Annotated in this window: 26 protein-coding genes; 17 read left to right on the top strand and 9 right to left on the bottom strand. The window is 70.8% G+C overall.

What is annotated here, in order from left to right; all coding sequences use genetic code 11:
* Positions 1-43 precede the first annotated feature (43 nt).
* The gene (locus HD596_RS37475; protein ID WP_185074212.1) at positions 44-1,390 is read left to right on the top strand and encodes a chymotrypsin family serine protease; all 1,347 of its coding nucleotides are present in this window, start codon (positions 44-46) and stop codon (positions 1,388-1,390) included.
* A gap of 238 nt (positions 1,391-1,628) precedes the next feature.
* Here the strand turns inward: HD596_RS37475 and HD596_RS37470 are convergent, their stop codons facing one another.
* From HD596_RS37470 to HD596_RS37450, 5 genes are all read right to left on the bottom strand, one after another.
* A complete protein-coding gene (locus HD596_RS37470; protein WP_185074211.1) occupies positions 1,629-2,351 on the bottom strand; it encodes a nucleotidyltransferase domain-containing protein in 723 nt (240 codons plus the stop codon).
* 667 nt (positions 2,352-3,018) lie between these two features.
* Positions 3,019-5,226, bottom strand: coding sequence for a heavy metal translocating P-type ATPase (locus HD596_RS37465; RefSeq protein ID WP_185074210.1), 2,208 nt, complete (start codon positions 5,224-5,226; stop codon positions 3,019-3,021).
* Between the two features lie 19 nt (positions 5,227-5,245).
* On the bottom strand, positions 5,246-6,013 hold the full coding sequence (locus tag HD596_RS37460; protein WP_512699281.1) for a DUF8832 domain-containing protein: 768 nt from the start codon (positions 6,011-6,013) through the stop codon (positions 5,246-5,248).
* A gap of 159 nt (positions 6,014-6,172) precedes the next feature.
* A complete protein-coding gene (locus HD596_RS37455) occupies positions 6,173-6,385 on the bottom strand; it encodes a heavy-metal-associated domain-containing protein (RefSeq protein WP_185074209.1) in 213 nt (70 codons plus the stop codon).
* Between the two features lie 28 nt (positions 6,386-6,413).
* Positions 6,414-6,695, bottom strand: a complete 282-nt coding sequence (locus HD596_RS37450; protein ID WP_185073656.1) for a metal-sensitive transcriptional regulator — start codon at positions 6,693-6,695, stop codon at positions 6,414-6,416.
* A gap of 281 nt (positions 6,696-6,976) precedes the next feature.
* Between HD596_RS37450 and HD596_RS37445 the strand changes: the two genes are divergently transcribed.
* From HD596_RS37445 to HD596_RS37430, 4 genes are read left to right on the top strand one after another with little or no spacing between them, the layout of a single operon-like run.
* A complete protein-coding gene (locus tag HD596_RS37445) occupies positions 6,977-8,572 on the top strand; it encodes an ABC transporter substrate-binding protein (RefSeq protein ID WP_185074208.1) in 1,596 nt (531 codons plus the stop codon).
* Positions 8,569-9,567 carry an ABC transporter permease gene (locus HD596_RS37440; RefSeq protein WP_185074207.1) on the top strand — a complete coding sequence of 333 codons (999 nt, stop codon included), beginning with the start codon at positions 8,569-8,571 and terminating at the stop codon, positions 9,565-9,567. The genes HD596_RS37445 and HD596_RS37440 overlap by 4 nt, the downstream gene beginning before the upstream one ends.
* Positions 9,564-10,415: an ABC transporter permease gene (locus HD596_RS37435; protein ID WP_185074206.1), complete on the top strand. Its 852-nt coding sequence runs from the start codon at positions 9,564-9,566 to the stop codon at positions 10,413-10,415. The genes HD596_RS37440 and HD596_RS37435 overlap by 4 nt, the downstream gene beginning before the upstream one ends.
* Positions 10,412-12,109: an ABC transporter ATP-binding protein gene (locus HD596_RS37430; RefSeq protein ID WP_185074205.1), complete on the top strand. Its 1,698-nt coding sequence runs from the start codon at positions 10,412-10,414 to the stop codon at positions 12,107-12,109. Before HD596_RS37435 ends, HD596_RS37430 begins: the two co-directional genes overlap by 4 nt.
* A 15-nt stretch (positions 12,110-12,124) precedes the next feature.
* On the opposite strand, the gene HD596_RS37425 is transcribed toward HD596_RS37430, so the two are convergent.
* Positions 12,125-12,688 carry an MFS transporter gene (locus HD596_RS37425; RefSeq protein ID WP_185074204.1) on the bottom strand — a complete coding sequence of 188 codons (564 nt, stop codon included), beginning with the start codon at positions 12,686-12,688 and terminating at the stop codon, positions 12,125-12,127.
* A 2-nt stretch (positions 12,689-12,690) separates the two neighbouring features.
* Here HD596_RS37425 and HD596_RS65775 point away from each other — a divergent pair, with 2 nt between their 5' ends.
* Both HD596_RS65775 and HD596_RS37420 read left to right on the top strand, forming a co-directional pair.
* Entirely contained in the window at positions 12,691-12,858 is a 168-nt protein-coding gene (locus tag HD596_RS65775) for an aromatic-ring hydroxylase C-terminal domain-containing protein (protein WP_376776157.1), read from the top strand.
* A 306-nt stretch (positions 12,859-13,164) separates the two neighbouring features.
* Complete coding sequence (locus HD596_RS37420; protein ID WP_185074203.1) at positions 13,165-14,028, top strand: ABC transporter ATP-binding protein; 864 nt, start codon at positions 13,165-13,167, stop codon at positions 14,026-14,028.
* Here HD596_RS37420 and HD596_RS37415 read toward each other — a convergent pair.
* The gene (locus tag HD596_RS37415) at positions 13,992-14,651 is read right to left on the bottom strand and encodes an MFS transporter (RefSeq protein ID WP_185074202.1); all 660 of its coding nucleotides are present in this window, start codon (positions 14,649-14,651) and stop codon (positions 13,992-13,994) included. The two genes, HD596_RS37420 and HD596_RS37415, sit on opposite strands and share 37 nt — an antisense overlap.
* A gap of 78 nt (positions 14,652-14,729) precedes the next feature.
* Here HD596_RS37415 and HD596_RS37410 point away from each other — a divergent pair, with 78 nt between their 5' ends.
* Entirely contained in the window at positions 14,730-15,314 is a 585-nt protein-coding gene (locus HD596_RS37410) for a TetR family transcriptional regulator (RefSeq protein WP_185074201.1), read from the top strand.
* 106 nt (positions 15,315-15,420) lie between these two features.
* Entirely contained in the window at positions 15,421-16,173 is a 753-nt protein-coding gene (locus HD596_RS37405; RefSeq protein ID WP_185074200.1) for a (2Fe-2S)-binding protein, read from the top strand.
* Between the two features lie 31 nt (positions 16,174-16,204).
* On the opposite strand, the gene HD596_RS37400 is transcribed toward HD596_RS37405, so the two are convergent.
* Positions 16,205-16,495 carry a hypothetical protein gene (locus HD596_RS37400; RefSeq protein WP_185079472.1) on the bottom strand — a complete coding sequence of 97 codons (291 nt, stop codon included), beginning with the start codon at positions 16,493-16,495 and terminating at the stop codon, positions 16,205-16,207.
* Positions 16,496-16,530: 35 nt separating this feature from the next.
* Between HD596_RS37400 and HD596_RS60615 the strand changes: the two genes are divergently transcribed.
* Positions 16,531-16,710: a hypothetical protein gene (locus tag HD596_RS60615; RefSeq protein ID WP_221519682.1), complete on the top strand. Its 180-nt coding sequence runs from the start codon at positions 16,531-16,533 to the stop codon at positions 16,708-16,710.
* Between the two features lie 183 nt (positions 16,711-16,893).
* Positions 16,894-17,229 carry an avidin-fold protein gene (locus HD596_RS37390; protein WP_313045843.1) on the top strand — a complete coding sequence of 112 codons (336 nt, stop codon included), beginning with the start codon at positions 16,894-16,896 and terminating at the stop codon, positions 17,227-17,229.
* A gap of 4 nt (positions 17,230-17,233) precedes the next feature.
* Here the strand turns inward: HD596_RS37390 and HD596_RS37385 are convergent, their stop codons facing one another.
* On the bottom strand, positions 17,234-17,884 hold the full coding sequence (locus tag HD596_RS37385) for an Lrp/AsnC family transcriptional regulator (protein WP_185074199.1): 651 nt from the start codon (positions 17,882-17,884) through the stop codon (positions 17,234-17,236).
* A 112-nt stretch (positions 17,885-17,996) separates the two neighbouring features.
* Between HD596_RS37385 and HD596_RS37380 the strand changes: the two genes are divergently transcribed.
* Genes HD596_RS37380 through HD596_RS37355 form a run of 6 tightly spaced genes read left to right on the top strand, consistent with a single transcriptional unit; the run spans position 17,997 to position 24,227 of the window.
* On the top strand, positions 17,997-19,577 hold the full coding sequence (locus tag HD596_RS37380; RefSeq protein ID WP_185074198.1) for an ABC transporter substrate-binding protein: 1,581 nt from the start codon (positions 17,997-17,999) through the stop codon (positions 19,575-19,577).
* A gap of 13 nt (positions 19,578-19,590) precedes the next feature.
* Entirely contained in the window at positions 19,591-20,661 is a 1,071-nt protein-coding gene (locus HD596_RS37375) for an ABC transporter permease (RefSeq protein WP_313045839.1), read from the top strand.
* Positions 20,658-21,536 carry an ABC transporter permease gene (locus tag HD596_RS37370; RefSeq protein ID WP_185074197.1) on the top strand — a complete coding sequence of 293 codons (879 nt, stop codon included), beginning with the start codon at positions 20,658-20,660 and terminating at the stop codon, positions 21,534-21,536. The genes HD596_RS37375 and HD596_RS37370 overlap by 4 nt, the downstream gene beginning before the upstream one ends.
* A complete protein-coding gene (locus tag HD596_RS37365) occupies positions 21,533-22,309 on the top strand; it encodes an ABC transporter ATP-binding protein (RefSeq protein WP_185074196.1) in 777 nt (258 codons plus the stop codon). The genes HD596_RS37370 and HD596_RS37365 overlap by 4 nt, the downstream gene beginning before the upstream one ends.
* Positions 22,306-23,214: an oligopeptide/dipeptide ABC transporter ATP-binding protein gene (locus tag HD596_RS37360; protein WP_185074195.1), complete on the top strand. Its 909-nt coding sequence runs from the start codon at positions 22,306-22,308 to the stop codon at positions 23,212-23,214. Before HD596_RS37365 ends, HD596_RS37360 begins: the two co-directional genes overlap by 4 nt.
* Positions 23,211-24,227 carry a M24 family metallopeptidase gene (locus tag HD596_RS37355; protein ID WP_313045835.1) on the top strand — a complete coding sequence of 339 codons (1,017 nt, stop codon included), beginning with the start codon at positions 23,211-23,213 and terminating at the stop codon, positions 24,225-24,227. Before HD596_RS37360 ends, HD596_RS37355 begins: the two co-directional genes overlap by 4 nt.
* The last annotated feature ends 1 nt before the right edge of the window (position 24,228 follow it).

The raw sequence follows: 24,228 nt of genomic DNA, 5'->3' as shown, positions 1-24,228 counted from the left end.
ACGGTAGAGCAATCTGAAACCCACCGTGAAAGGCTGCCCGGCCATGAAATTCGGCTCGACCACCGCGAAATCCCTTGCCGCCTGTTCGCTGGCCTTGTCCGCTCTCGTCGCGCACGCGTCACCCTCGGCCGCAGAAGCGAACGACGACAAACCCGTGACGACCTCGCCCTACAACATCTCGGATCCGGTCCCGGACGGGTTCAGGTCATGGGAGGAAGTCAGCGCACTGCAGGAGCGTTTGAGCACAGCCGCCGACCAGATCATGAACGTGGTTGACGCCGGCGATGGAGAAGGATACGGCTCCATGTCGGTTTCATTGCAGAGCAGGAGGCTTAACCTTTACTGGAAGGGAGGCCGGCCATCTGCGCGGGTACAGACGGTCCTGAACCAGCTCACCGAGCAAGGCGCTCCGATTCAGGTGGCCGCCTCGAAATACTCCGCGGCTGAGCTGGAGTCCGCCGCTGAGGCGTTGATGAACTCCGCTCTCGCAGCCCGCAAAACGCCCGACCCGTCGTTCTCTGCTGGTGCTCGCGTGACCTCCGTGGCTCCCCGGCCTGACTCCAGCGGCTTGGATGTGGGGATCTCCGGGTCGCTCGAGCGCGCATCCAGTCTCCCCGAATTGCGAGACGTCCAGGTTCCGATCTCTCTGACGCAGCGCCCCGAGACGGTTCGGACGGCCTTCAGCCGTTGGAACGACTCGGCCCCCTTCTACGCCGGAGGCCATTTCAGCGAGGAGATGGCCTGCAGTACCTCGTTTGCCACCGGCCAAAGCACCACTGCCGGGCAGGGCCTGTTCATGCTCACGGCCGCGCACTGCGTCGCGGACAATCACCCTGTATACACGAGCTACGGCACGAAGATGGGAACCGTGATAGCCAGGATGGCGTCAAGGGACATCGCCAGCATCCAGATTCCCCAGCACTCCGCGGGATACGTCTACAACGGTGCCCCGATCAGCGATCTGGGACCCTTGACCGCATCGCGGGTCTACGGATCGCGACGCAGCCTGCCCGGGGAGCTCGTGTGCACGAGCGGCTCCTATTCGGGAACCCGGTGTAGCATCTACGTCGCCTTCGTCAATGTGACCGCGTTCGACGACAACGGCAATCTGGTCACCAAACTGGTTGAGGGCTATCACATGGGCTACGACTTCCAGCCCGATCACCTTCAAATCGCACGGCATGGTGACAGCGGCGGTCCTGTCGAGCAGTGGGCGCCTGATCACCGAGGTGTTTATGCCAAGGGAATCATCAGCGGCGGCGTCGACTCCGGCTATACCGTCGTCTGCTCCGGTGTGGGTAGCGGAGAATGCTACGACACCATCAGGTGGGCGGATATCAAGACCGCGGAGATCCTATGGGGGAATGTGACCACTGTCCCCGCTCAATGAGCCGGTGTGAATCGTCCAGCCGCTCATGGTCACTCCCAGAACTCTTCGAGCCGCCACCGCTGTCTCCGTGACCGCACAGATTCCCGGCAGCTCCCACAGATCGCCATGCGCGAGAGGCGGCCAGTCAATGTCATACCTGGCCGCGCGAGCCCGCTCGCACTGCTCAGCGAATCCTCCCAGGATGGGGTGAAAATTCTGGAGTGTCGTCCTCGGATGAGATGGGACAGGTGAGCGAACCTCAGCGGAGGGTCTCCTCCACGAGATCGAGGTAAGCCCGCCCGGCGGCAACGCTGTCGGACAGCCCGAGCGACGCGAACCCGTCGAGCAGCTGACGCAAGATGCCGAGATGGTCCTTCCATGCGGCATCGGGCGCATGGGGACCGCCGATGAACTCGATCATCCGGGCCGTCCCCGGTGAGCGGCGGGCGATCAGCTTGCCCGCGATCGGGACGAGCGCCAGCCGCAATGCCTGGTGTTCTGCGGGGCTCTTGAGCGTCGGCTGCTCGTGGTCGCCGGCGCTCAGCTGCTCGGCGAAGGTGGCCGCGAGCCGGTCGAAGCCTCGCCGGTCGAAGATGACGGTGCTGTCGGCGGCCCAGCCCGCCTGCGAGACCGGGTGGATGTGCCAGTCGACCCACAGCGGAAGTCCGTCCACGAGGTGCTGTCCGCTGACCGCCCTGGTGCCACGAGGGCCGTTGTGGCGGGCGTCGAAGGCCACCGCCAACTGCCCGGGACCAGACGGAAGACAGTTGGGCGCCGCGTACTCGTCGAGGCGTGCGTCGTCCACGACGACGAGCAGGTCGATGTCGCTCCAGTCGTCGGCCTGGCCCCCGCCGAGAGAGCCGACCAGGCCGGCGCCGGCTACCAGCGGGTCGCCATGGAGGGCGGCGGTTACGGCGTTGAGCCAGCGGGACCGGATGCCGGCGAGGCGGGGAGCCGGCGGTCCACTGCTTTCGGTGCTCATCGGACCGGATCATTGCCCAGCGGAAGCCGGGGCGCAACCGGATTACGAGGTGCCGGCCACGCACGGTGCTCGAAAGCGTCACCAGCACATGCACCGCGCGAGCCGACCTGCGCCGCGCTTCACGGAGATGGATCCGAGCCGGATCGTGGACCGCACAGAATCCCTATGGGGCGAGGCGACTGAACGCTCACCACGCCTGTGGGGTGGAGCCCTCTACGGAGAGGGCTCTGATCGGCGTCCCTCGACCTGCAAGGACGGGCCTATGTTCGCCCCCCGATCGATCTCAGCGATCCTCCTGGCTGCCGAGCCGCCGCCAGCACGCGGCCGACCAGGACGGCGTTTATCGGCCGCTGCTCCACCAAGGACGATCAGGCTCCCCGCTCGTCGATCGCCGGGCGGCTGGCCGAGTCCTCCGCGTTGCTGGGGCGCGGCAAGGTGTTCACCGCCCACTTCTGGAACGTGGAGTCGGTCACCGGTCGCCAGGAAGAACGCTCTGCCCGAGGAGAAGCCGGGGCGTATCGCTCACGCCCTGGGCGAGCCGATGCAGCGCCATGAGCTCAAGAATCTGACCGTTCTCGAAAGGCGCTGCCCAGGCCAGGCGACGTCGTAGATGCACGTCCTGCGGCCCGAAGGCGGTGATCACCTTCGGGCCGCAGGCGGCGGTTCCTTACTTGAAGCGGCGCAGCCGCAGGCTGTTGCTCACCACGAACACGCTGGAGAACGCCATCGCCGCGCCCGCGATCATCGGGTTGAGCAGCCCCAGCGCGGCCAGCGGCAGCGCGGCCACGTTGTAGGCGAACGCCCAGAACAGATTCCCCTTGATCGTCTTCAGCGTGCTCCGCGACAACCGGATCGCCTCCGGCGCCACCCGCAGATCACCCCGGACCAGGGTCAGATCCGCGGCCTCGATCGCGGCATCCGTGCCGGTGCCCATCGCCAGCCCCAGATCGGCCTGAGCCAGTGCGGCGGCGTCGTTGACCCCGTCGCCCACCATCGCCACGACCCGGCCCTCGGCCTGCAGCTTCTTGACCACCTCGACCTTGTCGGCGGGCAGCACCTCGGCGATCACCTCGTCGATGCCCACCTCGGCCGCCACCGTCCTGGCCACGGCCTCGTTGTCGCCGGTCAGCAGCACCGGGGTCAGGCCAAGCGCCCGCAACTCGGAGATCGCCTGCTTGCTGGTCGGCTTGACCACATCGGCCACCACCAGCACCGCCCGCGCCTGGCCGTCCCAGCCGACCGCCACGGCGGTGCGGCCCTTGGCCTGCTCGTCGGCCAGCTTGCGCTCCAACTCGACGGACAGGTGCTGCGACCATTCCGCCAGCAGCCGGGGACGGCCGACCAGGACCGCGTGGCCGTCCACGATCCCCTGCACGCCCAGTCCTTCGACGTTGGCAAAATCCTCCACAGTGGCGTCGGAGCCGGCCTCGCGGGCGATCGCCCGAGCGATCGGGTGCTCCGAGGCGTGCTCCAGCGCGCCCGCCAGCCGCAGGACCTCCTCGCGGTTCTCCCCCTCGGCCAGGTGCACCGCGACCAAGGTCATCTTGCCCTCGGTAACCGTGCCGGTCTTGTCCAGCACCACGGTGTCGACCTTGCGCGTCGACTCCAGCACCTCCGGCCCCTTGATCAGAATCCCGAGCTGAGCACCCCGCCCGGTGCCCACCAGCAGCGCGGTCGGCGTGGCCAGACCCAGCGCGCACGGGCACGCGATGATCAACACCGCCACCGCCGCGGTGAACGCCGCCGCCACCCCGTTACCGGTGCCCAGCCAGAAGCCCAGCGTCCCGACCGCAAGCGCGATCACGATCGGCACGAAGATCCCCGAAATCCGATCGGCCAGCCGCTGCACCGCCGCCTTACCGGTCTGCGCCTCCTCCACCAGCTTGGCCATCTGCGCCAGCTGAGTGTCCGCGCCCACCCGAGTGGCCCGGACGATCAGACGCCCGCCGGCATTCACCGTCGCCCCCGTGACCGCATCCCCCGGCCGCACCTCCACCGGCACCGACTCACCGGTCAGCATCGAGGCGTCCACCGCCGAGGAACCCTCGACGATCACCCCATCGGTGGCGATCTTCTCACCGGGCCGCACCACAAAGGTGTCGCCGACCTTGAGCTGGTCGGTCGGGACCCGCCGGCCGTCGGCCAGCTCCACCTCCTTGGCGCCCAACTCCAGCAACGCCCGCAACGCCGCACCCGCACGCCGCTTGGAACGGGACTCGAAATACCGGCCGGCCAGAATGAACGCCGTCACCGCCGCAGCGGTCTCCAGATAGATGTTGCCCGACCCGTCGGTGCGCTCGATCGTGAAGGCGAACGGATGCGTCATGCCCGGCGTGCCCGCGCTGCCGAAGAACAACGCCCACACCGACCAGCCGAAAGCCGCCAGCGTACCGACCGAGATCAGCGTGTCCATCGTCGCCGCGCCGTGCCGCAGGTTCGTCCAGGCCGCCTTGTGGAACGGCCAGCCCGCGTACACCACTACCGGCGCGGCCAGCACCAGCGACAACCACTGCCAGTTCGTGAACTGCAACGCCGGGATCATCGCCATCGCGACCACCGGCACGCTCAGCACCACCGCGGTGGTCAACCGCTGCCGCAACGGCTTCAGCTCGTCCTGCGGCTCCTGCTCAGCCTCGGCCTCGGCCGGTGGGGCGGGCAGGGCGGCGGTGTAACCGGCCTTCTCCACCTCCGCGATCAACTGCCGCGGATCCACCTCTTCCGGGAAGGTGACCTTCGCCTTCTCCGTCGCGTAGTTCACCGTCGCGCTCACCCCCTCGAGCTTGTTCAGCTTGCGCTCGATCCGGTTCGCGCACGACGCGCACGTCATGCCACCGATCGACAGCTCGACGGATCTGTCCTGGGCCAGGGAAGTCATCACCCCTCCGTTTCCTGATTCAGTGCCCGTGACCACTGGTGCCCGGCTGCGCCGGTCCCGCACCACTCGCCCGGGCGGTGAAGTCCGCGGTACGGACCTTGCCGTCATGCTGGAAATCCAGGAACAACCGGTAGTCGCCCCCGCTGGGCACCTCCGCGTAGAAGGTGATCTCCGGCCCCGCCTTGACGCTCTCCTCCGGGTGCACGTGCAGGTAGGCCAGGTCACCGGCCCGCAACGCCACCAGATGCCCGTACGCCCCCAGATACGGCTGCAGGTCGGTCACCGGTTCGCCGTCCTTGCTCACGCTCAGCGTCAGCTTGCTCGCCTGCCCCGGCACGAGATCACCCTGCAGGGACACCGTGTAGCCGTCCACCTCAGCTGTACGGGTCACCGGGGGAAGGGGCTTCGGCGCGTACTCGCCCGCCACCAGCAGATCCGCACCCAGCGTCAGGCCACTCCCCCCAGTAGGGGCGAAGTCCGCGAACGCCCGATAAGCGCCCGGATCGGCCAGCGTCAACTTCACCGACCACACCCCATCGGAAGCCATCTCCGGGTGCAGGTGCTGGAAGCTGGCCAGATCCCGCGACACCACGATGAAGTGCAGCTTCTTGTCATGCTCGACCTGATAATCGGTCACCGGCTTACCGTCGGGGCCCGTCACCGTGAAACGGAAATCGGTCGGCTCGCCAGCCTTGACGCTGGTCAATGGGTTGAGGGTGTAGCCGTTCTCGGACGCTTGAAGCCCCCCCAGGGGTATCGCTCTTCGCCGCCGCAGTGGCCTCCGCATGACCGCCACGACTCTCGGCGGCAGGAGCCGAATGAGTCGTCCGGTGCTCCGGCTTCGCCGGGGCCGGGCCGACCTCCCCCACCGCGTTCCCGACCCCCAGGGCGCCGCCGAAGACCACGGCCAGCCCCAAGACGTAAGCACCCAGCTTGGTCGCCGCGTTCATGATTGACTCACCACCTCGTAGCCCGCTTCCTCCACGGCCGCGACGATCTCCGCCGCGTCCACGGGAGCGTCGCTCTCCACGGTCAGCAGCCCGCTGGCCAGGTCCACCTCCGCGGAGGTGACTCCGGCGACCTCGCTGACCTCCTCCTTCACCGAGCTCACGCAGTGGCCGCAGGTCATGCCCTTGACGGTGTAGGTAGCAGTAGCCATATCGATCAACCCTCTCCAGTGCTGTCTGTCACGAACGAACAAGCCGCGCGATGGCGTCGGAAGCCTCTTTGACCTTCGCCTGAGCCTCCGGACCACCCTGAGCGGCAGCCTCGGCCACACAGTGAGCCAAGTGATCCTCAAGCAGCGAGATCGCGACCGACTGCAGCGCACTGGTGGCCGCCGACACCTGCGTGAGGATGTCGATGCAGTACTTGTCGTCCTCGACCATCCGCTGCAACCCCCGCACCTGACCCTCGACCCGGCGCAACCGTCGCAACTGGTCCTGCTTGCTGCCGCTGTATCCGACCATGTCTCCCCCTTCCGACACCTTGAACGTACCATACCCCCCTACCGTATTCCAAGCCGGATGACCTCAACTACTAGTCGGCACAGTAGATCGCATCCCGAGGGTTCTGACCGGAGAAACCCGGCCGGCGACGTCATCGCAGCTCAGCGGGAATTGCGGTGTTTACACAATGGACCCTTGCATCTACGGAGCCGACCTATAGAGTCACGTGCAACGCACGCCCTCCCCGATGGGGTCATCTGCACCTCTCATACCCCCCGGAGGTTTTGTTGTACCACCGACCCATGGCCGCGCTGCTCTCCCTCGTGCTCCTCACGGCATGCGGATCCAGCACCGGCACGACACCCACCACCCCCGGCGCCCAGCAGGCGAAGAGCATCACCATCGCCATCTCCTCCGACGAGGGCACGCTCACGCCGTTCACCAACCAGACCGGCTACCCGGGCAACAACCTGGTGAAGCTGCTCTTCGACACGCTGGTGATCGTGCGGGGCGACGGCGTCTCGCCGCTCCTGGCCAAAGAGATCAGGACCTCCGACAACAAGACGTTCACCCTGCCACTCCGGCCAGGCGTCACCTGGCACGACGGCAAGCCGCTCACCGCCGACGACGTGGTGTTCAGCGTCGACTTCTACCGCAAGAACATGGAGGGCGACTCGTCGATCGACGTCCGCCCGATCGCGAAGGTCAGCGCCGACGGCGACGTCGTGACCATGACGCTCAAGGCGCCCGACCCCGAGTTTCCGCGCCGGATCCTCGCTGACATGGCGATCCTCCCCCAGCACGTGTGGGAGTCGGTCCAGAAAGTGAGTACGGCGGGGGCGGACAAAGCCGTCGGCAGCGGTCCGTACAAGCTGACCCGCTACGACAACGCCCGCGGCTACACCCTCACCGCCAACCCGGCCTATGCCCTGGGCAAACCCAGAGTGGATTCGATCAAGGTGGCGGTGATCCCGGAGGAGTCCACCCAGTTCGCCGCCCTGCGCACCGGAGAGGTGCACATGTCCGCCCGCATCGTGCCCCCGCAGCAGCTCGCGACGCTGGAAAGGCAGCCGGGCATCGGCGTGGTCAAGGGCACCGAGTTCGCCTCCACGCTGCTGGCATTCAACACGACCAGACCGCCGTTCGACCGCCCCGAGGTACGCCGCGCTCTGGCCAAGGCCATCGACACGGCGGACCTGGTCAAGACGGCGCTGCTCGGGCAGGGCACCCAGGGCAACCCCGGCTTCATCCACGCGGAGTCCCCCATCAAGGGCGACCGGCTACCGCCGATCTTCGACGCCGGGGCGGCCAGGCGGGAGCTCGACGCTCTGGGCGCCAAGCCGGGACCGGACGGGATCCGGGTGCTGGACGGCAAGCCCATGGCGTACGAGCTGCTGGTCCAGAGCACCTCGACGGACCGGCTGCGCAGCGCCGAGCTGATCCGCGACATGCTCAAGAACGCGGGCGTCGAGGTGAAGATCACCTCGCTCGACTCCGACTCCCTCGACGCCAAGGTCTGGCCCGACTACGACGTCCGCAAGGGCCGCAACTACGACATGTCCATGTGGGGCTGGTCCGCTCCCGTCATGCTCAGCAGCGGCACCATCGCCCAGCTCCTGGCCTCCGACCCGGACGACGGCAGCCTCAACGTCGTCGGCTTCAAGAGCCCGGCCGTCGACGAGACGATCGCCACCATGACCGCCGCGCCCACCATGGAGGCCAGAACGGAGGCGGCCAGGAAGCTCCAGGCCCAGATAGCGGAGCAGATGCCGTTCCTCACCCTGTACTACCGCAACGGCGCCTACGCCTTCCGCAAGGACGTCTACGGCAGCTGGACCTGGCAGAACGGCGCCGGCGCGCTGAACAAGTTCTCCCTCGTCGACTACCGGCTCGGATGACGGCCGTCCAGGCCGCCCGCCGCGGCTACCCCCGCTACCTCGCCGGCAGGCTGGCCGAATACCTCTCGGTGCTGCTGGTCGCGCTCACGCTCAACTTCGCCCTCCCCCGGGCGCTCCCGGGCGGCCCGCTCAAGCTGTTCGGCAGCCCGGAGGCGCTGGCCAGGCTGACCGCCGACGAGCGCGCCCAGATCGCCACGCAGTACGGCTTCGGCCGGCCGCTCCCCCAGCAGTTCCTCGACTATCTGACCGGCGTGTTCACCCTGGACCTCGGCACCTCGCTGTCGGACGGCCGCCCCGTCATCCAGGCGCTGGCGGACGCGCTGCCGTGGACGCTGCTCCTGGTGGGCACCAGCACCGCGGCGACCGCCGTCCTCGGGGTGACGCTGGGCGTCATGGGCGCCCTGCGCCGCCGCCGGGGCAAGGGCTCCGGGCTGCTCGGCGCGGCCGTGGTCGCCGACTCGGTCCCGCAGTTCTGGCTTGGCATGCTGCTGATCGTCCTGTTCGGGGTGAAGCTCCAGTGGCTGCCCACGTACGGCGTGTCCGGGCCGGACGGGGTGTCGGCCGGCGGGGTCCTGCAGCACCTGGTCCTGCCGGTGACGACGCTGACCGTCACCGGCATGGGGTATCTGTTCCTCTACACCCGCTCGTCCCTGCTCACCGTGCTGACCAGCGAGCCGGTGCAGCACGCCCACGCCCGCGGAGTGCCGTACGGCAGGCTCGTGCGCAGGCACGCCCTGCGCCCGGCGCTGCTGCCCGTGCACACGATCCTCATGCTGGAGATCGGCTTCCTGGCCGCCGGGGCGATCGTGGTCGAGACCGTCTTCGCCTATCCCGGGCTCGGGCGGCTCACCTTCGACGCGATCACCGCCCGCGACTACCCGCTGATGCAGGGGGCGTTCCTGGTGCTCACCGTCATGGTGGTGCTCATGAACGCGCTGGCCGACGCGACGTACCCGCTGCTGGATCCCCGCGCCAGAACCGGAGGCCGGAGATGATGTTCCGCAAGGCGCCGCGCCGGAACCTGCTCGGCGCGCAAGGAATGATCGGCGTGGGCGGCCTCGTCGCGATGGTCGCCATCGCGGCGTACGGAGCCGCCCTGCCCGGCGGCGCGGGGCGCGAGCGGGTGGCCGAACCGTACGCGCCGCCGCGGGCGGGCCTGCCGCTGGGCTCCGACGACCTCGGCCGGGACCTGCTCGACCAGCTCATCGTGGGCGCCGGCACGTCCCTGAGCCTGGCGTTCATCGTCGCCGTCTGCACCACCCTGCTGGCCGCGATCATCGGCGGCGCCGCCGGGATCGGTCCGCGCTGGCTGTCGGTCTCGCTGATGCGCGGCGCGGACGTCCTGCTGATCCTGCCCGAGCTGATCCTCTACATCCTGGCGGCCGCGTTCCTCGGCCAGTCCTTCGGCGTCCGGGCGGCGATCCTGGCGCTCATCCTGTGGCCGGTCCCCGCCCGCGTGCTCCGAGCCGGGGTGCTCACCGCCTGGTCGCGCGGCCATCTGGAGGTGTCGCGGGCCATGGGGGCACCGGCCTGGTGGTTGCTGGCCCGCCACGGCACGTACCTCATCGGGCCGCTGCTCATCCCGGTCTTCGTCCGCACCGCGAAGGTCGCCATCATCTACGACGCCACCCTGTCCTTCCTCGGCCTCGGCGACCCGACCTCCCCGAGCTGGGGCACCACGCTCTACTGGGTGCAGACCAACGGCGTCTTCCTGTCCGACGCCTGGCTGTGGTGGGCGCTGCCGCCCGGCGCCGCCATCACGCTCACAGTGCTCTCCCTCGCCCTGATCGGCGTCGCGGTGGAGGAACGGCTCAACCCTGCCCTGCGGGAGGCTGCCCGATGACCTTGAAAGTACGCGACCTGACCGTCCGGTACGGCGGCCTGGCCGCCGTCTCGCACGTCGACCTCGACATCGCCGACGGCGAGATCCTGGCGCTGGTCGGCGAGAGCGGCTGCGGCAAGACCTCGCTGGCCCGCACCCTGCTCGGCCTGCTGCCCGCCACGGCGCGGGCCGACGGTTCGGCGCTGCTGGGCGAGCACGAACTGGTCGGACGGACCGACTGGACAGGTGTGCGCGGCACCCGCGTCGCCACCGTGCCGCAGGGCGCGATGACCGGACTCAGCCCCGTGCACCGCGTCGGCGCCCAGCTCGCCGAGATGCTCGCCCTGCACGGCGGCACGGCCCGGCCCGCCGACCTGCTCGACCGCGTCGGGCTCCAGCCGATGATGCTCAGGTCGTATCCGCACGAGCTGTCCGGCGGGCAACGCCAGCGGGTGGCCATCGCGCTCGCCCTGGCCGGCGAGCCGGACCTGCTGGTCGCGGACGAACCCACCACCGGGCTGGACGCCATCACCCAGCGGCAGGTCCTCGCCCTCCTGGCCGAGCTGGGCACCAGCATGCTGATCGTCTCGCACGATCTGTCCGGGCTGCTGCCGTACGCCGACCGCATCGCCGTCATGTACGCGGGCCGCCTCGCCGAAGTCCGCCCGGCTCGTACGCTGTCCCCGGCCTCCGCCCACCCCTACACGGCAGGACTGCTCACCGCGACCCCCGTCGCCGACCGGCGGGTCGCATGGGGCAGCATCCCCGGCTCCGCGCCCGCCCTCGGGCACGCCCTGCCCGGCTGCGCGTTCGCGGCCCGCTGCCCGCTCGCCGTCGACCGTTGCCACGAGGAGACGCCGCCCCTGGTCGCACGCGGACAGGCGCAGGTCTCCTGCCACCGGCACGACGAGCCGGACCGCCCCTCCTACCCGAACGTGCCCCGCGTCGACAGCCCGTCGGGAGGCGCCGTGGTCAGCGCGTCGGGCCTCCGGCACACGTACCGGTCCCGCTCCCGTGTCGTGGACGCGCTGCGCGACGTCGACCTCGAGATCGGCGCGGGCGAGATCGTCGGCCTCGTGGGCGAGAGCGGATCGGGCAAGAGTACGCTCGCCCGGATCCTGCTCGGTCTCATCAAGCCGACCGCCGGCCGCGTGACGCTCGAAGGCCGGGAGCTGACGGCCGGCCGTGCGCTGCGCCGCCTGCGACGGCGGATCGGCTTCGTCCACCAGGACCCCTACGATTCGCTCCACCCGGGCATGCGGGTGGCGGCGCTGGTGGCCGAGCCGATGGCGGTGGCCGGAGTGCCTCGCGGCGAGCGGCCCGGCCGCGTCCGGGAATCGCTGGCCGCCGCCGGGCTGCCGGACGACGCGGAGTTCCTCGCCCGCTTCCCCGGCCAGCTGTCCGGCGGCCAGCGCCAGCGGGTGTCCATCGCCAGAGCCCTCGCCGGCGGCCCCGCGCTGCTCATCGCGGACGAGGCCACCTCCATGCTGGACGTCTCCACCCGCGCGGGGATCGCCATCACGCTGCGATCCCTGGCCGGCGAACGCGGCCTGGCCGTCCTGCTCGTCACCCACGACCTGGGCGAGGCCGTCCAGTCGTGCGACCGCATCCTGGTCCTCCAGGCAGGCCGGGTCGTCGAGCACGGCCCGGCCGAAGATCTGGCCCGATCCCCGTCCCACGCCTACACGACCCGGCTCCTGCAGGCCTCCACGTGAGTCCGGCGGTCGCCGTCATGCTCGTCCCCTCCGGAAGAACGCCATCGCGATCGCGGCGCAGAACGCCATCAGGACCGCGGAGGCGACGAAGGCCAGGCCGTAGCCGTCGGTGAGCGCCGCCGCGTCGGGCCGCTCACCGGCACGGGTGGCAGCCATGGTCGCGAGCACCGCCAGGCCCAGCGCGCCGCCCAGCTGGGCGCTGACGTTGAGCAGTGCGGAGGCCACGCCGCTGTCGGACGGCGCGACGCCGGACAGCGCGGCGTCGGTGAGCGGGACGATCACGATCCCGAACCCGGCGCCGGCGACCGCCAGCGGCACGACCACGTTCCCCAGCAGTCCCCCCGTCGGCGTGACCCCGCCCAGCCACAGCAACCCCCCGGCCGCGACCAGCATCCCGCAGCTGACCACCGCCCGGATGCCGAAGCGGCGCAGCAGCGCCGGGGCGGCCCAGGAGGCGCCGATCATGATGACGGTCAGCGGCAGGTACGCCAGCCCCGTCACCGGCGCCGAGGTCCCGAGCACCTGCTGCATGAACAGCGTGGCCAGGTAGAACGCGCCGAACAGCGCACTGGCCCGCATATATCGTCACCGCGCGCTCCCAGACCTCAGCGCTCACCGCCCTGCTCCTGCGGCCGGACTGCCATGTGGCCTGGGCATCCGCATCACCCCACCCAGACCCCACGGAGATGAAGGAACTTCGGGCAGCCTTGCAGCGGTGGTTCGGCGCCACCGAACCCGCCCACGCCTGAAACGCCGGTCCCGGCCGTTCCAGGAGCGCCTCGGAGATCTCCGACGGGGCGGCCCGACGTTCAGCGCGGCGTTGACGTGCGCCCCTCCAGCTCGATCTCGCAGCCGCCGTACACCGACCCGCTCCTCCGGCAGGCTGACCCGGCGAGTGGCTTAGACATCAGATGTCTGAGAACCTGATAAGTTGATGGCCTGTGAGATGAGAGGAGTTGAGTGGTGGCCTGGCTGCGGAACGGGCATGTGGCGTCTCGACCGCCGGAGTGCGAGGAGGCGACCCACGCGTGGCCGATCGGCGGGGAGGCGGGCCGATGACGATCGTCTCCCGTCCGGCCGACACCGGGCACGTGTTGCGGGCCGACGCCGTGGATCTCGTCCGCGACGGTCGTCACCTGCTGCAGGGCATCTCGCTCACCGTCAGTCCCGGGGAGCACTGGGCGCTGCTCGGTGCCAACGGGGCGGGCAAGAGCACCCTGCTCGGATTGCTCGGCGCCGTCACCCACCCGACCCGCGGCGTGGTCGAGGTGCTCGGCCGGACCCTGGGCCGGGTCGACGTCCGCGAGCTGCGCTCGTACCTGGGGCACGTCAACCCGCGTCACGCTCCCGACGGGCCGTTGCGGGTGCGCGACGTGGTGCTCACCGGCCTGACCAACACCGCCGCGCTCGTGCCCCGCTGGACGCCCGGCGAGCAGGAGGCCGAGCGGGCGGATCGGCTGATCGCCATGCTCGGCATGAGCCACCGGGCGCAGGCGACGTGGCCCACCCTCTCCCAGGGCGAACGCGGCCGCGCGCTGATCGCGCGTGCCCTCATGCCGCAACCCCGGCTCCTGCTGCTCGACGAGCCCGCTACGGGGCTCGACCTGGCCGCCCGCGAGCAGCTGCTGGCCAGCATCGACGCGCTGCGCACCCGGCACTCGTCGCTGGCCACCGTGCTGGTCACCCACCACCTGGAGGAGCTGCCGGCCACCACGACGCACTCCATGCTGCTGCGCGAGGGGCGCTGCCTGGCCGCCGGGCCGGTCGTGGAGGTCCTGACGAGCGAGCTGGTCAGCGCGTGCTTCGACCATCCGGTACGCATCGTCCGCAGCGACGACGGCCGCTGGGCCGCTCGCGCACAGCCCGTTCCCGTCACCATGCCTCACCAGACCGCGTCGCCGTCGGCCGCCGTCCTCTGACTTCGAAGCGCCGCGAACGACAGGGGCGGCGGCAGCCGGACGGGCGGGATGTCATCAGCGCCTGCCGCCTGGCAGCCGACGAGGGCCTGCCGCCACGCATCGTGGCCGACCCCCTCCTGGCACTGCTGTCCTCGCCGGCCGAGGCGGGACACGACCAGGCCGAGCGTGCTGCTCACCGCGGTCGCCGTCGCCCACACCGCGAACGCCCTGCTCCGCGCCCGTCCCTCGGGGAAGATCAGGGCTATCAGCGCCGGCGTCATCGGCGCGACCAGCGCCGCCGCCAGCCCCTGCGCGGCGCGTGCCCCGATCAGCACTCCGGCGTTCTGCGCCAGCCCGGCCACCAGCGACGCCCCCGTGAACAGCGCGACGCCGCCCATCAGGATCCGCCGATGCCCGAACAGGTCACCCAGCCGGCCGCCGAGCAGCAGGAACCCGCCGAAGGGCACCATGTACGCGTTCACCACCCAGGACAGGTCGGCCGCCGCGAACCCCAACTCGTCCTCGATGGCGGGCAGCGCCACGTTCACCACCGTGGTGTCGACCGCGTCGAGCACCTGGGCCGAACAGAGCGCGACCAGGGCGAACACATTCCCGCGGGTCCATGCGTACTCTCGCGTCTCCATACCCCTCCCTAGGATGAACACTCGCTCATACCGTATGAGCGAGTGTTCATTCTGGCAAGGCGGGTAGAGTCCGGAGTCATGTCACCGCGTGGCGTCACCATCCCCGAAGTCCGGCAGCAACTCTTCGACGCCGCCGAGCAAGTGCTGCTGCGCGAGGGCCCCTCCGGGCTGACCGGCCGAGCCATCACCCGCGAGGCCGGCGTCGCCACCGGGCTGCTCCACAACCACTTCGGCGACCTGGACGGCTTCCTGGCCGCACTGTTCGTCGACCGGGCGCGGACAGCGACGCGGCGCCTGCAAGGTCTGCTCGACCGGGCCGGCACCGCGACCGTGGCGGACAACCTCATGGCGGGCATCGAGACGCTGTGCGCCGCAAACATCCTGGCGCTGGCCGGCCTCGCGCTGGCGCGACCGTCCATCGTGCCGCGCCCGAGCGAGGCGCACGGCGAGGGCACGCTCGAACCGGACGCGAACGAACGGCTGTTCACCGCCTACCTGGAGGCCGAACAGCGGCTCGGCCGCATCCCTCCCGGCGCCGACACCGCCTCCGTGGCCCTCGCCCTGGTCGGCGCGGCCCACCAGCTTCTCCTGACCCGCGGCCCACACGCGCCGGACCTGCGCGAGCGCCTGCGGCGGGTGATCGCCGCTCTCATCGAGCGCTGAGGCCCGCGACTGCGCGGCGAAGATCCGGTCGCGCACCGCTTCCTACCGTATACCCGTTAGGGGTACCATCGTCTACTATGGCGATACGTAGTGCGGTCCTGTGGTGATGGATGTCTTCTCGCGGCTGGAATCGTTCGGGGAGCGCTTCCGGCTCGAACGTGGCCTGACGCCGGACGACGGCTGGATCGCGTGCGACCGGCTGCTCGACTCCTCATCGGAAGAACTCTCCCGCGTGCTGGAAGCCGAGCGCGCGGCCAGCGGCCAGAGATCGGATCACGCCACCGCGCTGACCGTCATGGCCGTGTACGCGGGCACCGTGACCGCGTCCGCGTTGCTGGCGTGGGCGCTCGACAGGGTGGTCGTGGACATGCGACCGCACAACGTCGCCATCCGGCTCTCCGAGCACCACGGGTTCGAGGCGGTCGCGCTCCGCGAGCCGAGCACCGTGGAGGCGCCCGTCCACACGCTCGTCTCCTGGGTGCTCGACGAGCATCTCCTCCCGCTCGCGCACTCCATGCGGACGCGCACCCGGGCGGGCCTACGCCAGCTCTATGGCGGAGTCGCGCACGGGTGCGCGGCGGCATTCTGCATCGCCAGCCGACGCGGCGGCGACGTCGACCTGCTGCAACGGGCCTACGAGGAGTTCCTGGCCGCCTCCACCGGCGGCCTGGAGCAGCTCGGCGAAGTGATCAGGCTCCGGGAGGGCGATCGCGAAGGGCTGTTCTACCTGCGCAACACGTGCTGCCTCTACTACACCTCGGACGAGGCGGTGAAGTGCTCCAGCTGCTGCCTGGACAGCGTCGAGGACCGCGTGACCGCCTACCGCCGGGTCCTGGCCAACGGAGTGGTCCCCCACTGAGCCGTGCCCGCCGCGTCATCGGCTGTCGCGCTCAGCCGGTGGGCGGGATGTGGCGCAGCCGCAGGAGTGCGAGAATCGCCGCGCCGCCCGCGATGACCGCCGCGATGCCGGCCGCCACGTTGAGTCCGCCGGCGAAAGCCTCACGAGCGGGGGCGAGGACCTGCGCGGCGAGCTCGCCCGGCAGCCCCCGCGCCGCCGAGCGCGACGCCCGGCGCACCGCTGACCGCGCGGTGGGCGAGTGGAGACTGGCCCGGCGGCTGCGGGCGCGCAGGCGTGTGGTGGGGCTCGCCGGTCCGCTCGCCATGGCGACGGTGGTCGGCATGTGGGCCGTCACGATCATCCTGGGCTGCGGTCCGGTTGGCGCTGCTGCACCGCTCGGACCCGTCCGTGCGGCAGCTCGACTCCTCCGCGGGTGCGTCGGTGCTGGGAAGCCTGGCCACCATCCTCGACCAGCGTTTCCTCCACACGGATGGAACACCGGCGGAGGTGTTCGCCGCGTACGCGGCCGACCACGGCCGCGCCCTCGCCGGGCCCTGAGCGCCCTGCCCGACCGTCCGTGCGGTCGCCAGTTGCCGCGGGGCCGGGCCCGGTGGATCACCTGGACGAAGGTTTCCGAGGGTGGCGATCCTGAGTGGACGGATTGTCGATCATTGACCGGTCTCCTCACGATCCGTCCAGACGGATGCTGATATTTCGGAAATGTGGGCCACGATGGCGGGCGTGAATCTCAACGGCCGCAAATTCGTGATGGTGAGCTCGACCGCGAGCGCAGTCGACCCGGACAGCCCGACGGAGTTCCTGTACCAGGAAGCTGACGGGGTGGTGTGGGGCAGCTACTCCGGCGACACCGTGACCCACGGGCGTTTCGTGGGCATGCGCGACGGCGCCCAGGTGGCGATCTCGTACGCGCACGCGCTGAAGGCCGGCGGGAAGGCGGGCGGCCAGAGCAGCAGCCGCATCGAGAAGGGGGACGACGGGCTGCTGCGCCTGGTGGAGGAGTTCAGCTTCGACGGGGACGACACGGTGCACGTGAGCGTGTGCAGGGAAGTCGGCTGATCACTCAGTCGTCCTTGCGGAGGGCGGCGCGGCCCTCGGCGGCGCCGACGAAGCGCATCTTGCCGAGCGGCACGCCGCCCTGCGCCCCCTCCTGGGCGGGCCGCCGCGCCGGACGAGCCCGGTCGCGGTCACGGTCTCGGTCGCTGGGCAGCACGTACGGCCGCTTGAGCACCTCGTCCAGGATGAACACGGTCTCCGTCGCCTTGACCGCCGGGATGTTGGCCAGCCGGTCGGTCACCATGGTGTGCACGGCGGCCACGTCGGACACCCGCACCTGGATCATGGCGTCGTGCTGCCCGGTGGTGATCGCGCAGTACTCCACCTCCGGCATCCGGGCCAGCTCGGCCCGGAACTGCTTCCACATCTGCTGGCGCACGGTCACGAAGATCAGGGCGGTGATGCCGAGCCCGGCCCGCACGTGGTCGATCTCGGCGGTGAAACGCTTGATCGCGCCGTCGGCGCGCAGCGCCTCGAAACGCGTGTAGGCGTTCGCGCGGGAGATGCCCACCCGCTCGGCCAGCGCGGCCACCGAGATCCTGCCGTTCTCGCGCAGGACCTCGAGGATCTTCATGTGGATGTCGTCAAGCTCGAGCCCGATGCCGATCCGTCCAGGCTGACCGCCACCGCCGACACCATTTCTGGAAATTTCACTCATCATTACCTCACTGACCTTTATATACGTCTTACCGACCGCACAGTGCCTGGACGTTCTGCCGGACAATCCTCGACATCTTTCTGCCGAACGTCCAAATCTTGGAGGACCCATCATGGCGACCCGCTCGCAGACGGCGGCTGTGCTGCTCGCCGGTGCACTCGCCCTGGCCGCCTGCGGCAGCGGCGGCGGCTCCCAGACGCCCGCCGCGTCCGGCGGTGGGGGCAAGACCCTCGTCATCGACACGTCCTTCGACCTCAAGACGGCCGACCCGGGCCGCACGTACGAGCCGACGGGGCTGATCGTCGGCAAGGCCGTCTACGAGACGCTGCTGACGTTCGACGGCGCCGACGTGACCAAGCCGGTGCCCGCGCTCGCCGAGTCGTACGAGCTGAGCAAGGACGGCAAGACGCTGACGCTCAAGCTGAAGAAGGGCGCCACGTTCGCGGACGGGTCGCCGGTGACGGCGGACGACGTGGTGTTCTCGCTGACGCGCGTGCGGGACATGAAGGGCACGCCGTCGTTCCTGCTGGACGGCGTCGAGGTGGCCAAGACCGACGACTCGACGATCACGCTGACGTCGAAGGCGGCCAACCCGGCGCTGCCGTACATCCTGCCCAACCCGGCCCTCGGCATCCTCAACAGCAAGGTCGCCAAGGAGCACGGCGCCACCGCGGACGCCCAGGACAAGGCCGAGCAGTACCTGAACTCGGCCTCCGCCGGCTCCGGCCCGTACCAGATCGAGTCGTTCAACGTGAGCAGCCAGGTCACGCTCAAGGCGAACCCCAAGTACTACGGCACCAAGCCCGCCTACGACAAGGTCGTCATCCGCAACGTCGAGGCCGCCACGCAGAAGCTGAACGTCCAGCGCGGCGACAGCCAGATCGCCCTCAACCTGTCGGGCGACCAGGTCACCGGCATGCCCGCGACCCTGCAGGTCAAGAAGACCGCCTCGGCGAACGTCATCTTCCTGCTGGCCAACCAGGACTCCGCGATCAGCAAGACGACGACGAACCCCAAGTTCGTGGAGGCGGTCCGCAAGGGCGTCGACTACGCGGGGCTGCTGGAGCTGGCCGGCGAGGGCTCGGCGCAGGCGCCGGGCGTCATCCCGTCGCAGCTGCTCGGCGCGCTGCCCGCCGACCAGGCGGCCAAGCGGGACGTCGAGGGCGCCAAGGCGGCGCTGGCCGACAGCGGCGTGTCGAATCCGACCGTCAAGCTGGAGTACCCAAGCGAGCTGACCGTCAACGGCCTGTCCTTCCAGCCGCTGGCCGAGCGCATCCAGGCCAACCTCAAGGAGGTCGGCATCACCGTCGACCTGCAGCCCGCGCCGGTCACCACGGCCCTGGACAACTACCGCAACGGCAAGGAGGAGATGGGCCTGTGGTACTGGGGCCCGGACTACCCCGACCCGAGCGACTACCTGGCGTTCCTGCCGGGCAAGACGGTGGGCCTGCGGGCCGGCTGGAAGGCGGGCGCGGCCAAGGAGATCGAGGCCGCCGGTGACAAGGCCGCCACGGCGATCGGCGACGACGCCCGCAAGGCCGCCTACGTGGACGTCCAGACCAAGCTGAACGCCTCCGGCCCGTTCGTCCCGCTGATCCAGCCCAGCCAGAACATCGTGACGGCGGCGTCGGTGACCGGCCTCGAGTACCACCCGGTGTGGACGGTGGACGTGGCCGACCTCGGCGTGAAGTAAGGGAGCCTCACAGGTGTCCGACATCCCGGGCGAAGCCCGCCGGGGGCGGGCGAGACGGACCCATCCGCTCGTACGCTTCCTGATCCGGCGCATCCTGCTCGCGGTCCTGATGGCCTGGGGCATCACGCTCGTCACGTTCGTCCTGACGAACCTGGTGCCCGGCGACCCGGTGGCCGCGAACCTCGGCCAGCGGGCGCTGGGCGATCCGGCGATCGTGGCCCAGTGGCGGGCCGAGCACGGCCTGGACAAGCCGCTCTGGGAGCAGTACGTGCTCCACCTCCAGGGCCTGGTCCACGGCGACCTCGGCACCAGCCAGCAGAGTCACCGGCCGGTCAGCCAGGACCTGGCCGAGTTCGTCCCGGCGACGCTGGAGCTGGCCGGGGCGGCGATCCTGGTGTCGCTGGTCCTGGGCGTGGCGTTCGGGGTGATCGCCGCGCTGCGCCGGGACCGGCTGTCGGACCACGCGCTGCGCGTGCTGAGCCTCATCGGCATCTCGGTCCCGACGTTCTGGCTGGCGCTGGTGGCGTTCTACGTGTTCTTCTACCGGCTGCAGCTCACCCCGGGCAGCGGCCGGGTGGACGCGGCGCTCAACGGCGCGGTCCCGGCCACGACCGGGCTGCAGACCGTGGACGCGCTGCTGGCGGGCCGGTGGGACGTGTTCTCCTCCGCGGTCGGGCACCTCGTGACGCCCGCGCTGGTGCTGGCGCTCTACACGATCGGCCTGCTCACCCGCTTCACCCGCTCGGCGGTGCTGGAGGTGCTGGGGCAGGACTACGTGCGCGCCGCCAGGGCCAAGGGCCTGCCCGGCCGGGTGATCCTCTTCCGGTACGTGCTGCGGTCGGCCCTGGTGCCGATCATCACCGTGGCGGGCCTGGCGTTCGGCAGCCTGCTGTCCGGCACCGTGCTGGTCGAGGCGATCTTCGCCTGGCCCGGCGTCGGCCAGTACGCCTACAAGAGCGCCACCACCCTCGACCTGCCCGCCGTCATGGGCGTCGGCCTGGTCGTCGGCGTCGTCTACCTGGTCATCAACCTGATCGTGGACGTCCTGTACGGCGTCATCGATCCCCGAGTGAGGCTGCAATGAGACGGCGGGACCCGCTGGCCCGCAGGGGCCTGCTTGCCCGGCTGCCCGAGGCGTGGCGGCAGCCGCTGGCCGTGGTCGGCGCCGTGCTGGCGGTGGTCTGGCTGGTCGTCGCGCTGGCCGCCCCCGTGCTGGCGCCGCACGACCCCCTCACCCAGGACCTGCCGCGGCTCGCGCCGCCGGGGCCCGGGCACTGGTTCGGCACCGACCAGCTGGGCCGCGACATCCTGAGCCGCGTCATGTACGGGGCCCGGGTGTCGATCCCGCTGACGCTGCTGCTGGTCGTGCTCTCGGTGCTGATCGGCGGGCTGCTCGGCGCCTGCGCCGGGTACTTCGGCCGGTGGATCGACGAGACGATCATGCGGCTGGCGGACCTGGTGTTCGCGTTCCCGACCGTGATCCTGGCCATGGTGGTGGCCGCCGCGCTGGGCGCCAGCCTGACGAACGCGGTGCTGGCCGTGCTGGTGGTGGCCTGGCCCGCGTACGCCCGCGTCACCCGGGGGCTGGTGCTGGGGGTGCGCGAGCGGGAGTTCGTGCTGAGCGGGCGGCTGCTGGGCTTCTCGGTGTGGCGGTCGCTGCGCGTGGACGTGTTGCCGAACGTGACCGGCCCCGTCCTCGTGCTCGCGACGCTGGACATCGGCACCGCGCTGCTGCTGCTGTCCGGGCTGTCGTTCCTGGGCCTGGGCGCCAAGCCGCCGTCCCCCGAGTGGGGGGCGATGGTGGCCTCGGGCGTGGAGGTGTTCGACAGCTGGTGGGTGGCGACGTTCCCGGGGCTGGCGATCCTGACGGTGGTGCTGGCGTTCAACTTCCTCGGCGACACCCTGCGGGACGCGCTCGACCCGCGTACGGCCCGCGCGATCAAGGAGCGTGCCCTGTGACGACTCTGGACATCGCCGGCCTGAAGATGTCGATCGGCGGCAAGGAGATCCTGCGCGGCGTCGATCTCGCGCTGGAGCCCGGCCGGGTCCACGGGCTGGCCGGGGAGAGCGGCTCCGGCAAGACGATGACGGGGCTGGCCGTGCTCGGCCTGCTGCCGCACGGCGCCCGCGTGTCGGGCGCGATCCGGCTCGGCGAGCGCGACCTGCTCACCCTGCCGCCCAAGGAGCTGAACCGGGTGCGCGGCGGCGAGGTCGCCATGGTCTTCCAGGACCCGGCGACCAGCCTGCACCCGATGCTGACCATCGGCAGGCAGCTCACCGAGCACATGCGCCACCACCTGGGGCTGGACAAGCGCGAGGCGCGGGCCCGGGCGGTGGAGCTGCTGGGCAAGGTGCGCATCCCCGGGGCCGAGGAGGCGTACGGGCGCTACCCGCACCAGTTCTCCGGCGGGATGCGCCAGCGCATCGCCATCGCCATCGCGCTGGCCTGCTCCCCCAAGGTGCTGATCGCCGACGAGCCGACCACCGCGCTCGACGTGACCGTGCAGGCCGGCGTGCTGCGGCTGCTGCGCGGGCTCTGCGACGAGCTCGGGCTGGCGGTGCTGCTGGTCACCCACGACCTGGGGGTGATGTCCGCGGTGGCGGACGAGGTGAGCGTGATGAAGGACGGCCTCGTCGTGGAGTCGGGGCCGCGCGGGCGGGTGCTGCGGGAGCCGGAGCACGCCTACACGCGTTCCCTGCTGGAGTCCCTACCCGACGCGGAGGCGCAATGACTCTGTTGGCCATCGACGACCTGGTCGTCGAGCACCGCTCCCCCGGGCGTCCCGCCGTGCGGGCCGTGGCGGGGGCCAGCCTGGCGGTCAACCCCGGCGAGGTCGTCGGGCTGGTCGGCGAGTCCGGGTGCGGCAAGTCGACGCTGGCCCGCGCCGTCTGCGGGCTGAATCCGATCACCGCGGGCTCGATCGCGTTCGACGGGCAGCCGGTCACGCCGCTCGGCCTGCGGCGCAGGAAGCTGACCGGGATCCAGATGGTCTTCCAGGACCCGTACGCCTCCCTCAACCCCCGGCGGCGGGTCGGCGACCAGATCACCGACGGGCTGCGCACCTCGGGGGACACCGCCACCTCGCCCGCCGACCTGCTGGAACGCGTCGGCCTGCCGCGTGACTTCGCCGGCCGGCACCCGCACGAGTTCTCCGGCGGGCAGCGGCAGCGCATCGCCATCGCCAGGGCGCTGGCGGCCCGGCCGCGCCTGCTGATCGGCGACGAGCCCATCTCGGCGCTGGACGCCTCCGCCCAGTCGCAGGTGGCCAGGCTGATGCGGGACCTGGCGGTGGACTCGGGCGCGGGGCTGCTGTTCATCAGCCACGACCTGTCCGTGGTACGGCTGATCGCCGACCGGATCGCCGTCATGTACCTCGGTAAGATCGTCGAGGTGGGCGACACGGCCGAGGTGTGGGCGGACCCGAAGCACCCGTACACGAAGGCGCTGCTCCAGGCCATCCCCAAGCCGGACGGGATGGGGGTGCTGCCCGCCGAGCTGGCCGGTGACGTCCCGGATCCGGCCAATCCGCCGGGAGGGTGCCGGTTCAACCCGCGGTGCCCGTCCGTGATGGACGTGTGCCGGGTGAGGGAACCGGAGTTCGGGCCGGTCGCCTGCTGGCTGCACGAGCCGAAGTGACAGCCGTCCCCGACGCCGCCCGCACCGCCGCCCCCGGGCCGCAGGCCGCCGCGGCGCGGCTGGCGGCGGTGCGGGCGGCCATGGACGAGGCCGGGGTGGACGCCCTCGTGCTGCGCCCCTCGCCGGACGCCCGCTTCCTCGGAAGTGTCCTGGGCGAGTTTCTGGTGGTCACGCAGGACGTGGTGGCCGAGACCGCCGATCCGGCCGGGGTGGTGCCCGAGGGGGCGCGCCGGGTCGGGGTGGATCCGGAGATGCGGGTGCGGGAGCTGTTCGGGCTGGCGATCGAGGCCGAGCTCGTGCCGGCCTCCTCGGTGCTGTGGCCGCTGCGGCTGCGCAAGGAGCCGTACGAGGTCGAGGCCGTCGGGCGCGCGGTGGCCGCGGCGGAAGGGGTGCTGGGGCAGGCGCTGGAGCTGGCCTGGTTCGGGGCGACCGAGCGGGCGATGGCCTACCGGCTGCGGGTGCTGCTGGCCGAGTCGGGGTGCGAGGAGCTGCTGTCGCTGCGGGTGGCGGCCGGGGAGCACACGGCGCGGCCCGCGCACGTGCCCGGGGAGCGCGTGATCAACCCCGGGGACGCGCTGGGCGTGTCGGTGTGCGGGCGGTGGGGCGGCTACTGCGCCGAGGTGTCCAGGGTGTTCGCCGTGGCCGAGCCGCCGGACGACTTCGAGGCGATGTACTCGGTGGTGCTGGCCGCCCACCGGGCCGGGCTCGCGGCCGTGCGGCCCGGCGCGCCGGTGGACGAGGTGGCCAGGGCCGTGGGCGAGGTGATCGACGGCAGCGGGTACGGGCGCTTCGCGGCGGCGCACGTGGGCCGGGGCGTCGGGCTGGGGCACGACGAGGGGCCGTGGGTGGGCGAGGACGCCGTGTTCGAGCCGGGGATGGTGTTCTGCCTGGAGCCCGCCATCTACGTGCCCGACCTGTTCGGGGCCCGGGTCGCGGACGTGGTGGTGTGCGCGGACGACGGGCCGGTGCCGCTGGGCGCGTACCCGCACGCCCTCCACGTCCTCGACCGCTAGT

Origin of the sequence: Nonomuraea jabiensis (assembly GCF_014204795.1) — a bacterium.
Lineage (GTDB): Bacteria > Actinomycetota > Actinomycetes > Streptosporangiales > Streptosporangiaceae > Nonomuraea > Nonomuraea jabiensis.
This window is presented reverse-complemented; position numbering and strand designations above follow the sequence as displayed.

What these genes read in the sequence shown, in the direction of transcription:
- HD596_RS37475 (WP_185074212.1), top strand. Translation starts at nt 44, where the DNA reads ATGAAATTCGGCTCGACCACCGCGAAATCCCTTGCCGCCTGTTCGCTG.
- HD596_RS37470 (WP_185074211.1), bottom strand. Translation starts at nt 2,351, where the DNA reads ATGAGCACCGAAAGCAGTGGACCGCCGGCTCCCCGCCTCGCCGGCATC.
- HD596_RS37465 (WP_185074210.1), bottom strand. Translation starts at nt 5,226, where the DNA reads ATGACTTCCCTGGCCCAGGACAGATCCGTCGAGCTGTCGATCGGTGGC.
- HD596_RS37460 (WP_512699281.1), bottom strand. Translation starts at nt 6,013, where the DNA reads ATGCGGAGGCCACTGCGGCGGCGAAGAGCGATACCCCTGGGGGGGCTT.
- HD596_RS37455 (WP_185074209.1), bottom strand. Translation starts at nt 6,385, where the DNA reads ATGGCTACTGCTACCTACACCGTCAAGGGCATGACCTGCGGCCACTGC.
- HD596_RS37450 (WP_185073656.1), bottom strand. Translation starts at nt 6,695, where the DNA reads ATGGTCGGATACAGCGGCAGCAAGCAGGACCAGTTGCGACGGTTGCGC.
- HD596_RS37445 (WP_185074208.1), top strand. Translation starts at nt 6,977, where the DNA reads ATGGCCGCGCTGCTCTCCCTCGTGCTCCTCACGGCATGCGGATCCAGC.
- HD596_RS37440 (WP_185074207.1), top strand. Translation starts at nt 8,569, where the DNA reads ATGACGGCCGTCCAGGCCGCCCGCCGCGGCTACCCCCGCTACCTCGCC.
- HD596_RS37435 (WP_185074206.1), top strand. Translation starts at nt 9,564, where the DNA reads ATGATGTTCCGCAAGGCGCCGCGCCGGAACCTGCTCGGCGCGCAAGGA.
- HD596_RS37430 (WP_185074205.1), top strand. Translation starts at nt 10,412, where the DNA reads ATGACCTTGAAAGTACGCGACCTGACCGTCCGGTACGGCGGCCTGGCC.
- HD596_RS37425 (WP_185074204.1), bottom strand. Translation starts at nt 12,688, where the DNA reads ATGCGGGCCAGTGCGCTGTTCGGCGCGTTCTACCTGGCCACGCTGTTC.
- HD596_RS37420 (WP_185074203.1), top strand. Translation starts at nt 13,165, where the DNA reads ATGACGATCGTCTCCCGTCCGGCCGACACCGGGCACGTGTTGCGGGCC.
- HD596_RS37415 (WP_185074202.1), bottom strand. Translation starts at nt 14,651, where the DNA reads ATGGAGACGCGAGAGTACGCATGGACCCGCGGGAATGTGTTCGCCCTG.
- HD596_RS37410 (WP_185074201.1), top strand. Translation starts at nt 14,730, where the DNA reads ATGTCACCGCGTGGCGTCACCATCCCCGAAGTCCGGCAGCAACTCTTC.
- HD596_RS37405 (WP_185074200.1), top strand. Translation starts at nt 15,421, where the DNA reads ATGGATGTCTTCTCGCGGCTGGAATCGTTCGGGGAGCGCTTCCGGCTC.
- HD596_RS37400 (WP_185079472.1), bottom strand. Translation starts at nt 16,495, where the DNA reads ATGCCGACCACCGTCGCCATGGCGAGCGGACCGGCGAGCCCCACCACA.
- HD596_RS37385 (WP_185074199.1), bottom strand. Translation starts at nt 17,884, where the DNA reads ATGAGTGAAATTTCCAGAAATGGTGTCGGCGGTGGCGGTCAGCCTGGA.
- HD596_RS37380 (WP_185074198.1), top strand. Translation starts at nt 17,997, where the DNA reads ATGGCGACCCGCTCGCAGACGGCGGCTGTGCTGCTCGCCGGTGCACTC.
- HD596_RS37370 (WP_185074197.1), top strand. Translation starts at nt 20,658, where the DNA reads ATGAGACGGCGGGACCCGCTGGCCCGCAGGGGCCTGCTTGCCCGGCTG.
- HD596_RS37360 (WP_185074195.1), top strand. Translation starts at nt 22,306, where the DNA reads ATGACTCTGTTGGCCATCGACGACCTGGTCGTCGAGCACCGCTCCCCC.